At 66.6% G+C, this 12,472-nt stretch carries 10 protein-coding genes, 1 tRNA gene and 1 pseudogene; 4 read left to right on the top strand and 8 right to left on the bottom strand.

Annotated elements, in window-relative coordinates; all coding sequences use genetic code 11:
- Nucleotides 1-17: 17 nt before the first annotated feature.
- The 3 genes from BM337_RS08210 to BM337_RS08200 all read right to left on the bottom strand — a co-directional run bounded on the left by BM337_RS08210 (nt 18) and on the right by BM337_RS08200 (nt 2,300).
- Nucleotides 18-314 carry a DUF3006 domain-containing protein gene (locus tag BM337_RS08210; protein WP_089815867.1) on the bottom strand — a complete coding sequence of 99 codons (297 nt, stop codon included), beginning with the start codon at nt 312-314 and terminating at the stop codon, nt 18-20.
- Nucleotides 314-1,810, bottom strand: coding sequence for an MBL fold metallo-hydrolase (locus tag BM337_RS08205; protein ID WP_089815866.1), 1,497 nt, complete (start codon nt 1,808-1,810; stop codon nt 314-316). Before BM337_RS08205 ends, BM337_RS08210 begins: the two co-directional genes overlap by 1 nt.
- 417 nt (nt 1,811-2,227) lie before the next feature.
- Nucleotides 2,228-2,300, bottom strand: a tRNA-Val gene (locus tag BM337_RS08200).
- Between the two features lie 85 nt (nt 2,301-2,385).
- On the opposite strand from BM337_RS08200, the pseudogene BM337_RS21865 reads away from it, so the two are divergent.
- The 4 genes and pseudogenes from BM337_RS21865 to BM337_RS08185 form a co-directional block, all read left to right on the top strand.
- Nucleotides 2,386-2,883 (top strand): annotated as a pseudogene (locus tag BM337_RS21865) (DUF192 domain-containing protein); the annotation flags it as partial.
- A 75-nt stretch (nt 2,884-2,958) separates the two neighbouring features.
- On the top strand, nt 2,959-3,402 hold the full coding sequence (locus BM337_RS21860) for a DUF192 domain-containing protein (RefSeq protein WP_394327768.1): 444 nt from the start codon (nt 2,959-2,961) through the stop codon (nt 3,400-3,402).
- A gap of 46 nt (nt 3,403-3,448) precedes the next feature.
- Nucleotides 3,449-5,407: an ABC transporter ATP-binding protein gene (locus BM337_RS08190; protein ID WP_089815861.1), complete on the top strand. Its 1,959-nt coding sequence runs from the start codon at nt 3,449-3,451 to the stop codon at nt 5,405-5,407.
- A 101-nt stretch (nt 5,408-5,508) separates the two neighbouring features.
- Nucleotides 5,509-6,432: a phosphotriesterase family protein gene (locus BM337_RS08185; RefSeq protein WP_089815859.1), complete on the top strand. Its 924-nt coding sequence runs from the start codon at nt 5,509-5,511 to the stop codon at nt 6,430-6,432.
- 83 nt (nt 6,433-6,515) lie between these two features.
- Here BM337_RS08185 and BM337_RS08180 read toward each other — a convergent pair whose 3' ends face one another.
- The 5 genes from BM337_RS08180 to BM337_RS08160 all read right to left on the bottom strand — a co-directional run bounded on the left by BM337_RS08180 (nt 6,516) and on the right by BM337_RS08160 (nt 11,916).
- Nucleotides 6,516-6,953 (bottom strand): hypothetical protein, encoded by a 438-nt coding sequence (locus tag BM337_RS08180; RefSeq protein WP_089815857.1) that lies wholly within the window; start codon nt 6,951-6,953, stop codon nt 6,516-6,518.
- Between the two features lie 103 nt (nt 6,954-7,056).
- Nucleotides 7,057-7,326, bottom strand: a complete 270-nt coding sequence (locus BM337_RS08175) for a cytochrome C oxidase subunit IV family protein (RefSeq protein ID WP_089815855.1) — start codon at nt 7,324-7,326, stop codon at nt 7,057-7,059.
- Between the two features lie 12 nt (nt 7,327-7,338).
- Nucleotides 7,339-9,951, bottom strand: a complete 2,613-nt coding sequence (locus tag BM337_RS08170; protein WP_089815853.1) for a cbb3-type cytochrome c oxidase subunit I — start codon at nt 9,949-9,951, stop codon at nt 7,339-7,341.
- Entirely contained in the window at nt 9,948-10,892 is a 945-nt protein-coding gene (locus tag BM337_RS08165) for a cupredoxin domain-containing protein (RefSeq protein ID WP_089815851.1), read from the bottom strand. The genes BM337_RS08170 and BM337_RS08165 overlap by 4 nt, the downstream gene beginning before the upstream one ends.
- Nucleotides 10,893-11,283: 391 nt before the next feature.
- Complete coding sequence (locus tag BM337_RS08160; RefSeq protein ID WP_089817142.1) at nt 11,284-11,916, bottom strand: HD domain-containing protein; 633 nt, start codon at nt 11,914-11,916, stop codon at nt 11,284-11,286.
- Between the last annotated feature and the right edge of the window lie 556 nt (nt 11,917-12,472).

The raw sequence follows: 12,472 nt of genomic DNA, 5'->3' as shown, positions 1-12,472 counted from the left end.
CCAGGAGAGCGGGGCGGTCAGCCCGAGTCGGCCTCGTCGCCTTCCGACGGCGGCCGCTGTGACAGGCTGTCGAACCGGCTCTGGGCCTGCTCTGACCGGTCTTCGGTCTCTGCTTCCTCGTACGTGACCCCGACCAGTTCGTCGTCGTCGAGTTCGACCGCCAGCACCGCGTCGACGTGTCGCCCATCCTCGGGCAGCGCCTCCTCGTCGACGACGACTTCACCGACCGTCTCACCGTCGTCTTCCAGCAGCAGCACTGCCAGGTCCGCCTCGAACCGGTCCACCACCGCCGTGTAGGTTCCGTCAGTTGGCATCAGTATTCCTCCTCCAGTACGGTCGCCCCGTCGTCGTCCTGGACGACGACCGTGTCGCCGCCGTTGTTCCAGACCGGCGCGTCGGCACCCCAGTACAGGTCGGCGTCGTCGTCGGTGCCGCTGCCCGTGCGGAGCGTCACCTGCGCGCCCACGTCGAGCGTGACGCCCTCGGGGAACGTGTACGTGTGGTCCGCTTCGTCCCGGACCGTCCAGCCCGACAGGTCGAGCGCGGCCTCGCCCGTGTTCTCGAAGACGACGTACTCGTCGTTGAGGTTTTCGTACTCGTCACCCGCGGCGTCCTCGTGGATGGTCGCCACCGAGAGCGCGCCCGCCTCGCCTTCGTCCGACCCAGACGAGTCCGACGGCGATTCGGTCGCCGTCTGTGACTCGGTCGTCGCCGATTCCGTCGTCGGCGTCGTGCCGCCGTCCGTTGCGACGGGTGAGGTCGTCCCGCCGCTCACGTCGAGGACGGTCCGCACCTGCAGGTCGTCGGTCGACCCCGGTTCGACGGCGTCGCCCTCCCTGAGTTCGAGCGGGTCGGTCGGTGCCGCTCGCTGGGTCGCCACCGTGACCGCCGACCCGTTGCTGGTCATCCGGACGTTGCCGTGGGTCGCCGTCCAGTACGTCTCGACACCGCGGTCGGCGAAGCGCTGGAGGACCTCCTCGTGGGGGTGGCCGTACTGGGAGTCGTAGCCGCTCGTAATCAGCGCGATCCGGGGCTGGCTCTCGTCGAGGAAGGCGTCACTCGAACTGGAGCGACTCCCGTGGTGGCCGGCCTGCAACACCGTGGCGTTCAGCGACGCCCCGTACTCGTCGACGAGGTACTCCTCGCCGGCGTCCTCGGTATCGCCCGGGAGGAGGAAACTCGACGCACCGAAGCCGAGGTGGACGGCGATGCTGTTCTCGTTGCGGTCACCGTTCGCGACGTACTCTTCGGGCGGCAGCAGTACCGTCGTCTCGACGCCCTCGAACGGGATGGTGTCGCCCGCTCGCGTCTCGTACAGCGTCACGTCGTGTTCCTCGACGGCGTCGAGGTAGTCGCCGTAGGTCTGCGAACTCGACGTGATGCCGGGGTCGTAGACCGCACCGACGCCCTCACCCTCCGTCTCGAAGTGCTCGATGACCGCCGCGTGCCCGCCGATGTGGTCCGCGTCGGCGTGGGTCGTCACGAGGTAGTCGATCCGATCGATGCCACGCTCCTCCAGGTACGAGAGCACGTCTTCCCCGTCGTCGGACCAGTCGCCGGAGTCGATCAGCATCGTCTCGTTCGACGGCCCGACGACCAGCGTGCTCGCTCCCTGGCCGACGTTGATGAAGTGGACCTCCAGCGTGCCGTTCGGACTCTCCACCGCGTCGGGCGACGGCGTGGGAGATTCGGCCGTCTCCGCGGCGGCCTGGTCGGGGCCGACGACGGCGTCGAACCCGGCACCGCCACAGCCGGCGAGGGCGACGAGAATTACGACTGTAAGAACCCGCATCACGGGCAGATTCGTCATTAACCGACGGACGTAGCGAGGACGAATACGTGTGGCGCCGGGTATTGTAGTTTTCCACCGTAAAATTTAGCAAGTGTGAGTCGGATAATTGTAATCGTCCTGGGGAGTTCGAGTGGCGGTTACGTGCTGTCCTCTCGGACGAAGTGAAGGAGGGTTCGGGAGAGCTTCGCTCTCCCGGCGGATTTGAACCGGAGGAAGACATGCTCGCTCGCTATCGCTCGCTGCGCGTGACTTCCGTGCTTCAAATCCTTTGACCCATTCGCTCGTCGCGTCCGCTCCTCGCAGAATGGGTCCGGGCGGATTTGAACCGCCTGAACTTCGCTCACTCCGTTCGCTCGTTCCGTGCTTCAAATCCGCCATTGCCCACACAGACGGCGCTGGCGACTCGCTTCGCTCGTCGCGTGGCGCCGTCAGAAGTGGGTCCGGGCGGATTTGAACCGCCGACCTCTTCCTTGTAAGGGAAGCGTCATAACCACTAGACCACAGACCCGGTAGCCGAAAGATGCCCGCGTGGACGAATAACGCTTTCTCTCTGCGACGGAACGCTTACCTGACCCCTGCCCGACAGCTATCCCATGCCGCGCCGTTCGACGCTGGCGGTCGCAGCCCTCCTGGGCGTGCTGGTGCTGGCCCTGCTAGCGGTCCAGACGGGGGCGTGGGTGGACGTCGTCGGGACTGGCGAGTACGACCGGACCAACGTCACGGCCGTCGACGCCAACGGCACCGAACTCGCGACGGCGGAGGTCCGCATCGCCGACTCGTACACGAAGCGCTACGTCGGGTTGAGTAACACCGAATCCCTCGGGCCCGACGAGGGGATGCTGTTCGTCCACGACGGCGAGGCCGAGCGCGCCTTCGTGATGCGGGAGATGGCCTTCCCGCTCGACATCGTCTTCGCCGACGCGAACGGGACGGTCACGACGATTCATCACGCGCCCGTCCCGGCCGAGGGCACGGGCGAGAGCGACCTCCAGCGCTATCGCGGGACCGGACAGTACGTCCTCGAAGTGAACCGCGGCTGGACCAACCGGACCGGCCTCGACGTGGGTGACCGACTGCAGATTCCGGGCGAAACGAACGGGACGGGCGCAGCAGACGGAACGACAGGGGCGGGGGAGGTGAACGACGCCAATCAAACCCGCGACCCGATGGCGACCTGCACGGCCAACGGGACGGCCGCCGCCGCGATGGCACCGGCGGAGCGCCCGGTCGTGTCGGCGCTCGACGCGAACGGGACCCGGCTCGGATCGGTGCGTGCGATGGTCGCGGCTAACGGCAGCGAGAAGTTCACCGGGCTGAGCGAGACGAAGTCCCTCGGCGCCGACGAGGGGATGCTGTTCGTCTACGACGAGGTGGGGACCCACACCTTCGTGATGCGGGACATGGACTTCCCGCTGGACATCGTCTTCGCCGACGCGAACGGCGCCGTCACGACCATCCACCACGCGCCGGTGCCCCCGGAGGGGACGAACGAGAGCGAACTGACGGGGTACGAGGGGACCGGACAGTACGTCCTCGAAGTGAACCGCGGCTGGACGAACGAGACCGGTCTCGACGTCGGTGACCGCCTCTGTTTCCCCGCGAACCAGTGACGCAGTGTCGAGAGTATTTTGAACGACCAGCCCTTGCCTCTCGGTAATGGATATCGACGCGACAGACGACGACGTGTTCGACGACGTCCGCGAGCGCGTCGATCATCCGATGCGTCGCCTCTTCGAAGAGTACGGCAGCGACAACTGGGTCGCCTTCGCCGTCGGCTTGCTCGGCAGCGTGGCCGCCCGGCTGCTCGACCTGCTCCCGCCCGTGTTGCTCGGCATCGCCATCGACGCGACGTTCGAGGAGAACCGACCGTTCTCGCTCGGCCCCATTCCCCTCTACGAGTACGCGTCCGAGCCCGAGAGCCAGGTAATCATGGCGACGGCCATCATCGCCGGCGCGTTCCTCCTCGGCGCGGGGTTCCACTGGATCCGCAACTGGGGGTGGAACAGCTTCGCCCAGCACATTCAACACGCCGTCCGGACCGACACCTACGACCAGATGCAGCGGCTCAACATGGACTTCTACGCCGACAAGCAGACCGGCGAGATGATGTCGGTGCTGTCGAACGACGTCAACCGACTGGAGCGGTTCCTCAACGACGGGATGAACTCGGCGTTCCGCCTGGCGGTGATGGTGATGGGCATCTCCGCCATCCTCTTCTGGTACAACTGGCAACTCGCGCTGGTCACCCTGGTCGTCGTCCCCGCCATCGCCTTCTTCACCTACCGCTTCATCAAGACCATCCAGCCCAAGTACGCCGAGGTCCGCTCCTCGGTCGGCCAGCTCAACTCCCGGCTGGAGAACAACCTCGGCGGCGTGCAGGTGATCAAGACGTACAACACCGAGAGCTACGAGTCCGACCGCGTCGAGGACGTCTCGCAGGACTACTTCGACGCGAACTGGGGCGCCATCGAGACCAGGATTCGCTTTTTCCCGGGGCTGCGCGTCCTCGCCGGATTCGGGTTCGTGGTCACGTTCCTCGTCGGCGGCCTCTGGGCCCTGCCCAACGGCGGCGGCGCGCCGCTGTTCTTCACGGGCACGCTCTCGACCGGTGAGTTCGTCGTCTTCATCCTGCTGTCCCAGCGGTTCATCTGGCCGATGGCCCAGTTCGGTCAGATCATCAACATGTACCAGCGGGCCTACGCCTCCGCCGAGCGCGTCTTCGGCCTGATGGACGTCCCGGGCGAGATCGAGGAACGGCCCGACGCCCCCGACCTCGTGGTCGAGGGCGGCGAGGTGGCGTTCGAGGACGTGAGCTTCGGGTACGGGGCGGGCGAGACCGCGGACGAGGAGACCATCCTCGACGACGTGAGCTTCACCGTCGAGGGCGGGGACACGCTCGCGCTCGTCGGCCCGACGGGCGCCGGCAAGTCGACGGTCATGAAGCTCCTGATGCGGATGTACGACGTCGACGAGGGCGCGGTCCGCATCGACGACCAGGACCTCCGGGACGTCACCCTCCCCAGCCTGCGACAGGCAATCGGCTACGTCAGCCAGGAGACGTTCCTCTTCTACGGCACCGTGAAGGAGAACATCACCTACGGCACCTTCGGCGCCACGGACGAGGAGATAATCGAGGCCGCGAAGGCCGCCGAGGCCCACGCGTTCATCCAGAACCTCCCCGACGGCTACGACACCAAGGTCGGCGAACGGGGCGTGAAGCTCTCCGGGGGCCAGCGCCAGCGCATCGCCATCGCCCGCGCGGTCCTCAAGGACCCCAAGATCCTGGTGCTGGACGAGGCGACGAGCGACGTCGACACGGAGACGGAGATGCTCATCCAGCGCTCGCTCGACAAACTCACCGCGGACCGGACGACGTTCGCCATCGCCCACCGCCTGTCGACGATCAAGGACGCCGACCAGATCGTCGTCCTCGAGGACGGCCGGGTCGTCGAGAACGGGAGCCACGACGAACTGCTGGACGAAGGCGGCCTCTACGCCAACCTCTGGGCCGTCCAGGCCGGCGAGATCGACGAACTGCCAGAGGAGTTCGTTCAGCGGGCGACCGAGCGCCGGGCCCAGACCGACGCCGCCGACGCCGCTGACGACGACGACTGATCAGTCGTCGGTGACAGCCCGGACTCACCCACGGGCGTCACTCGCGGGTCTCCACCGGACCCATGGGGGAGGTTTACCTTTCACCACGCGCACTCTGAGCCATGCGACTGTACACCACGCTGGGGCCGATAGAACGCGAAGACCTGGGGCTCGTCCTCCCTCACGAGCACGTCTTCGTCGACCTGGGCCCCATGGAAGAAGCCAACTGGCGCGACGCCGATCCGGCCGACGTCGTCGACGTGATGAGCCCGGAAATCGAACGCGCACGCGACGCCGGCGTCACAGCCATCGTCGAGTCCACGCCGGAGGGCGTCGGCCGGCGAGTCGATATCGACCTGGCCGTCTCCGAGGCCACCGACTTCCCGATCGTCGTCCCGACGGGCATCTACCAGGAGCCGTCGATTCCGCAGTGGGCCCGCGAGGCGAGCGAGGACGAACTCGCCGCGTGGATGGTCGAAGAGCTGACCGACGGCGTCGACGACACCGGCGTACGGGCGGCCTGGATCAAGGTCAGCACGGACGACGACGACCCGACGGGGCTCTCCGACGACGAGGCGAAGATCCTGCGTGCAGCGGGCCGCGCGGGGGCCGAAACCGGCGCCGTCGTCGGGAGCCACACGCTCCACGGCGACGTCGTCCACCGGCAACTCGACGTCCTCGAGGAAGCCGGCCACGACGCGGACCGGTTCGTCTGGATCCACGCGCAGGCCGACGACGAGCGGTACCACCGCGAGGTCGCCGAACGCGGTGCGTTCGTCGAGTACGACTGGATCGGCGGCGACGACCAGGACGACGCCGACTACGTCGACCGGATCGAGACGATGATCGACGCGGGATACACCGAGAACCTCCTGTTGAGCCAGGACCGGGGGTGGTACGACCCGTCCGAACCGGGCGGTGGCGAGCAGCGACCCTACACCTACCTCGTCGAGGAGTTCCTCCCGAAGCTCCGTGCTACCGGAATCGACGAGGAGACGATTCGACGGATGACGCACGACAACCCATTCGACGCGTACGCGCGGTGAGCCGAATGCGGCCACGAGACGCCCCGCGTGGCACTCCAGACCCCAGGATGCGACGACGCTACCGAAAGAATCGTAGCGTCGCCTCAGCCGATCAACTGGGCCGAGACGGCGAGGAGGAAGAGCCCGCCGGCCAGCGTCGCGGTCTCGGCGGCGGCGATGGAACTGGGGTGGCCCCGACCCTTCGCGGCCGAGTAGGTCCCGTACAGGAGGTAGCCGCCCAGCAGGAGCCCTCCGACGGCGAGGACGGGCACGCTGAACAGTTCGCCCGGGGCGTCTGGGTTTGTGACGAACGCGAAGACGCCGCCGACGGCGCCGAGCATCAGCGCGAGGAAGCCGACGATCCAGGTCGTCGGCCGTTCGAGCAGCGGCGGTCGCTGTTGGCCCGCCAGCGCCGGAACCTGACCGTGTTCGTCCGGCGCCGGTGCGTAGTGGTACCACCGGCGACTCCGGACGATCGCGACCAGCACGAGCACGGCGAGGGTGGCCATCACCAGCGCGCTCGTGAGGAGCGTCGCGCTCATGGTCGCCCTCCCGTCGCGGTGTGGATGGCCGGACGGTGCCTGCTCCGCTCGGTCGGCGTCGATTCGTCGGTATCGTCGTGGGTGTGTGCTGGTCCAGTCATGGTCACGTGATGGAGAAGCTCGCGGCGGCGGTCAGCGCCACGGCGGCGACGACGCCGCCGACGACCAGGTACGACACCGCCCGCGGTTCCCAGCGCAGGTGCTGGTAGTAGGCGGCGACGATGACGGCCTTGATCACCGACAGGACGATGATAGCCCAGAAGGCCAGCCAGTACGACTGCTCGAGGAAGCCGGCGTACTCGACGACCGCCTGGATGGTCGCGAAGGCGAACAGGACGACGTAGATCGCGGCGTACAGTTTGGTGTGTGACATGTGTGGTTCACCTCAGAGGATGTAGAACAGCGGGAACAGGAACAGCCAGACGATGTCCACCAGGTGCCAGTACAGTCCGAAGTACTCGATGGGCTTCTCGTCGCCCATGTAGGCGCCGTTCCACGCCCGGAGGAACATGTAGGCGACCATGATGAGCCCGATGGCGACGTGGGCCCCGTGGAGCCCGGTCGTCAGGTAGAACGTCGACGACGCGAGGTTGGTCGTCAGGTCCCAGCCGTGGGGGAACGCCTCCGAGCCGTGGAGGTTGAACAGGTGGTCCCACTCCAGAGCCTTGTTGATCAGGAAGCCCACGCCCAGGGCGAACGTCGCGCCGAGCGAAGCCAGCACGCCCTTGCGCGACTCCTTCTCCGCGGCGACCATCGCGAGCACGACGGCGAAACTGCTGGTGAGCAGCAGGTAGGTGTTGATCAGCCCCGGCATCGTCACGTGGGCCTCGGGGATGAGGTGGTGCCACTCCTGCCAGCCGTAGGCGACCCGGACGAAGACGTACGAGCCGATGAACGCCCCGAAGAGGACGATGTCGCTGGCCAGGAACGTCCACATGCCGAGTTTCATCTTCTCGACGCCGTCGTAGGGCCACCGCTCGGCCAGCAGGGGTTCGGGCGCGTAGAACGGCTCCTGGGCCATGCCGACGAAGCTGCCGAACACCCCGACGGCGCCGACGACGGTGAGCGACGTGTAGAACGTGCCCCCCGTCCGGATGCCCGAGAGCCCGAGGAAGAGCACGAAGCCGGCGACGCCGACGATGAAGGGCCAGAGGCTGGCGTGGTCGGCGTGGCCGTCGTGGCCGTGCTCGCCGGCGGTGCCGGTGCCCGTCGCGAGTGCGGCCTCGGGGCCCGCTTGCGCGATGGCGCCACCGTCCGTGGAGGTGCCGCCGTCCGTCGCCGTGGCGCCGTGGCCGGCGAGGCCACCGCCCGACGAGCCGCTACTCCGCCTGGCCACCTCCTCGTCGTCGAGGAACTCCAGCCTGCCCGAGGCGTAGCTCGGCGTGTCGTGGAAGTTCTCCAGGGGCGGCGGCGAGGAGACGGCCCACTCCGCGGAGGTGGCGTAGGCCCAGGGGTTGTCGCCGGCGTCCTCGCCGTGCCAGTAGCTGACGAAGAGGTTGTAGAACATGATGAGGAACGAGGCCCCGAGGATGGCGGCCCCGATCGTCGACATGTTGTGCCAGACCTCGTAGGGGACGACGTACGTTCCGAGGTCGCCCAGCGCGATGGTCGTCGTGAAGTCACCGTAGTCGAACACCCGCCGGGGCGTCTCCCAGGCGAGGAACATCGGGAAGTACAGCAGGTTGAACCCGAGCATGAACACGCCGAAGTGGACCTTCCCGAGGAACTCGTCGTACATCTTCCCCGTTATCTTCGGATACCAGTAGTAGAGGCCGCCGAACAGCGCCGTCGCGCCGCCGACCATGACGTAGTGGAAGTGGGCGACGACCCAGTAGGTGCCCCGGAACTGGTAGTCGAGCACGACGGCGCCGAGGAAGACGCCGGTGATGCCCCCGAGGATGAAGACGATGAGCGCGCCCAGCGAGAAGAGAAACGGCGTCGTGAATCGGATCCGTCCCTTGATCATCGTGTAGATCAGCGAGAAGACCATCAGGTCGAACGGCAGGGAGATGCCGATGGTCGTCGCCATGAAGACGGTCTTGATCTGCAGGTTGATCCCGGTGAGGAACATGTGGTGCATCCAGACGATGAAGCTCTGCAGGGCGACCAGCACCATCGCGATGATGAACCACTTGCGCCCGACGATGCGGCGGCCGGTGAACGTCTGGAAGCACTCGGCCATGATTCCCAGTGCGGGGAAGAAGACGATGTACACCTCCGGGTGGCCGAAGAACCAGAAGAGGTGGGCCCACAGCAGCGACGCGCCGGGGTTGTTCCCGCCCTGCGTGATCCCCTCGCCGCCGATCTCGTAGGAGAAGTAGTGGGTCCCGAGGATGTGGTCCGAGGTGAGGATCATCAGCGCCGCCAGCAGCGCGGCGAAGGCGAACAGCATCATCCACACCGTGAGGTTGATCGAGATGGAAAAGAGCGGCAGGTCCCGCATCCGAAGCCCCTCCGCACGCATCCGGTACATCGTCGTCAGGAAGTTCACCGAACCCAGCGTGACCGCCGTGACGAACATGATGAGCGCCAGCACGACCGTCGTCGCCCCGAGCGCCTCGCCGGGGAGGTACGTCGGGGTGTTCAGCGGCGCGTACATCGTCCAGCCGCCGGAGAACGTCTGGCCCTGGAAGAACGAGACGCCGAACAGGAGCCCCGAGAAGAGGTAGAACCAGTACGACAGTGCGTTCAGCCGCGGGAACGCCAGGTCGTCGGCGCCGATCTGCAGGGGAACGATGTAGTTGGCAAATCCGAAGGCGAAGGGCGAGATGAACCAGAACACCATCAGCAGTCCGTGGGCCGAGACAGCCTGGTTGTAGCCGCTCTCACCCAGGAAGTCGGCCGCGGGCGAGAGCAACTCGACCCGGAACAGCAGGGCGAGCAGCCCGCCGAAGATCAGGAAGAACAGCGCCGTGATCAGGTAGAGGACGCCGATGTCCTTGTGGTTGGTCGTCAGGAACCAGCGCTTGATCGACGATTTCGGTGGGAGTTCACTCATGGGGCTATCACCCGCTGGGTCGCCGCGGGGCCGGAACCAGCTGTCGGGGGTCCGGAACCGGCCGTCACGCGGGCGCTCTCGTTATTGCCGGCCGCCGTGCCGTTACCGCCGCTCTCGTTGCCCGCCGCCTCGTTACCTGACTCGTTGGTCCGGTCGTACCACTGGTCGTAGCCGTTCTGGGTGACCACGCGGATGTCCGCGGTCATGTAGGAGTGGCCCGAGCCACACAGTTCGTAGCAGTTGGCCTGGTAGGTGCCCGTCTGCTTGGCGACGAACCAGGCGTCGGTCTCCTGGCCCGGCACGGCGTCGGCCTTGAACCGGAGCTCCGGCGAGCCGATGTTGTGGAACACGTCCGCGGAGGTGACGTTGAGCTGTATCAGGCGGTTCTGTGGCACCCGTAACTCACCCGTCGTCGTGTGCCCGTTCGGGTAGACGAACTGCCAGGAGAACTGCATCCCGACCACGTCGATGGTGATCGGATCCAGTTCGCCCGACTGGTTCGCCTGGGCCTGTGCCGCCGCGTCGGACTCGCTCGCCGACGCGATGCCGGCGTTGTCCAGGGCCTGCTGCTGGGCCTGCTGACTGGACGGGCCCTCCTCGATGTACAGCAGCGAGACGTACGTCCAGAGGATCAGCCCGACGACGATGATCGCACTGATCGTCAGTGAGAGGAACAGCTTCTTCCCACCACCCCCGCCCGTGGGCAGTTCGCCCATCTGGGGCCGTTCGACGTCCGCGTCGACGCCGTCGCCGTCGCCGTCCCGGTACTTGTACGCGTTGTACAGCGTGTATCCAACCACCACCACGCCGACGGCCGTCCCGAGCACCAGAAAGACCGTGAAGATCTCGTTGAAGACGTCGGCCGGGGCCCTGACGTCCCCGGCGTGGGCGACGGGGAACCACGCGAGTGTGAAAGACGATACCGTGTGAACACCCAGCATTCCACTCACTCTTGCTGCCCCCATCTATTAGATATTGTGGTCATCGGGCGGGTACGTCCGCCAATCTCGGGACAGACGCCATCTGCCGTCCGAAATCGGGACGGTGTGTGTCGAACCCCCACGCACGTGGGCGGGTGCGATCCGTGACGCCGACGCGTCGACCGGCGTCGCTTTCGGCGTTCGGCCCCGCGCTCCGGGCGAGTCTGATCGGTACCTAACGAGTAAGCCTGGCCTACTATCCTTCGTCCACTCCGTCAGTTACCTGCCGGATTCCGTCCCCGGCAGACTCCCCACCCATCCCCACACGTCCGGCCACGTAGATCTGTCCGTCGCCGTGGCTGGACCACTTTCGTTATTGTACACGTCCACCGGCCGCTCAGCCCTTGGCACGCTATCGCTCGCCGGCCGTCTCCCGTTCGAACTGCGCGAGGAACTCCCGGACGAACCCGGTTCGCCCGTCGGCGAGGTCGCGCCCAGCGTCGGTGTACATCCGGTTCGGGAGGTCGAGGATCTTCGCGTGAAGGTGGTTGCACTGCGTCTTCCCGGCCGATGTCGGATCGTCCTCGGGCGGGAGCGAGGGGTCGTGAATCGGCGACCCCAGCTCGCCGCCGTAGGCGAAACAGCGGGCGACGCCGACCGCGCCCATCGCGTCGAGGTTGTCCGCGTCGCTGACGATCTTCGCCTCGATAGTTGCCGGTTCCACGTCGTTCGAATAGCGGTGGGCGCGGACGCAGTGGCTCACGGTCTCGGTCGCTCCCTCCGCAGCGCCGTGCTCGCGGAGGATTCGCTCGCTCTCGTCGGCGCCCCACGCGGCGTGGTCCTCGATTTCGCCGGCGTCCTCCTTCGCCCGACCGATATCGTGTAGCAGGACCGCGAGCTGAACGCATTCGGTGTCAGCGTCGGGTAACTCGGCGAGGAGTCGCTCGGCGTTCGTCTCGACCCGCTGGACGTGAAACCAGTCGTGGGCGGGGCTCGTCTCCGGCGGGAAGTACGAGCGGGCGACGGGGCGTATCGCCTGGACCAGGCAGTCGGCGTCCTCGGCCATATCCCTCGGTCAGTCAAGTGAGGCATAAGCGCGGTGGTGTGGGGACTGCCGCTGCGCCAACTCTGCAGGCCCATCGATCTGTACCGGGACTCGTCGGTCCAGTTCGGTCAGTACAGTGTGTGAACTGAGTGGGTGGTTCGTCGGAATTGCGCTGGAAGAAACGAGACCGCCAACACCCAGAAAGCCCTCGGCGCGCTCTCTGGAGTCGACAACGCTACCGCAAACACGTCGAAAGCCCTCGGCGCGCTCGACTCGCGCGCCACAGTCTGCGCTCCTCACTCCGTTGTCGTTCGAAAGAGCGCGTACGCGCTCTTTCGTGATGACGAGAGAGCTTCGCTCTCTCGAACCACGGTGCTTGACGCGTCGTGCTTCGTCGACCGCACCTCGCCCTTTCAGTCCTCCAGGAACAGCATCGCTCGCGCGAGAAAACGCGCTCGCGATTGAGTCCACCAACCCTCCCCGGATTCGGCGCGTCCGCGCCGAATCACGCTTCCTGACCGCTCCGCACCCGCCCGGCGGTCGGCCGGGAGGCCGT

It is taken from the genome of Halomicrobium zhouii, from assembly GCF_900114435.1.
Lineage (GTDB): Archaea > Halobacteriota > Halobacteria > Halobacteriales > Haloarculaceae > Halomicrobium > Halomicrobium zhouii.
This window is presented reverse-complemented; position numbering and strand designations above follow the sequence as displayed.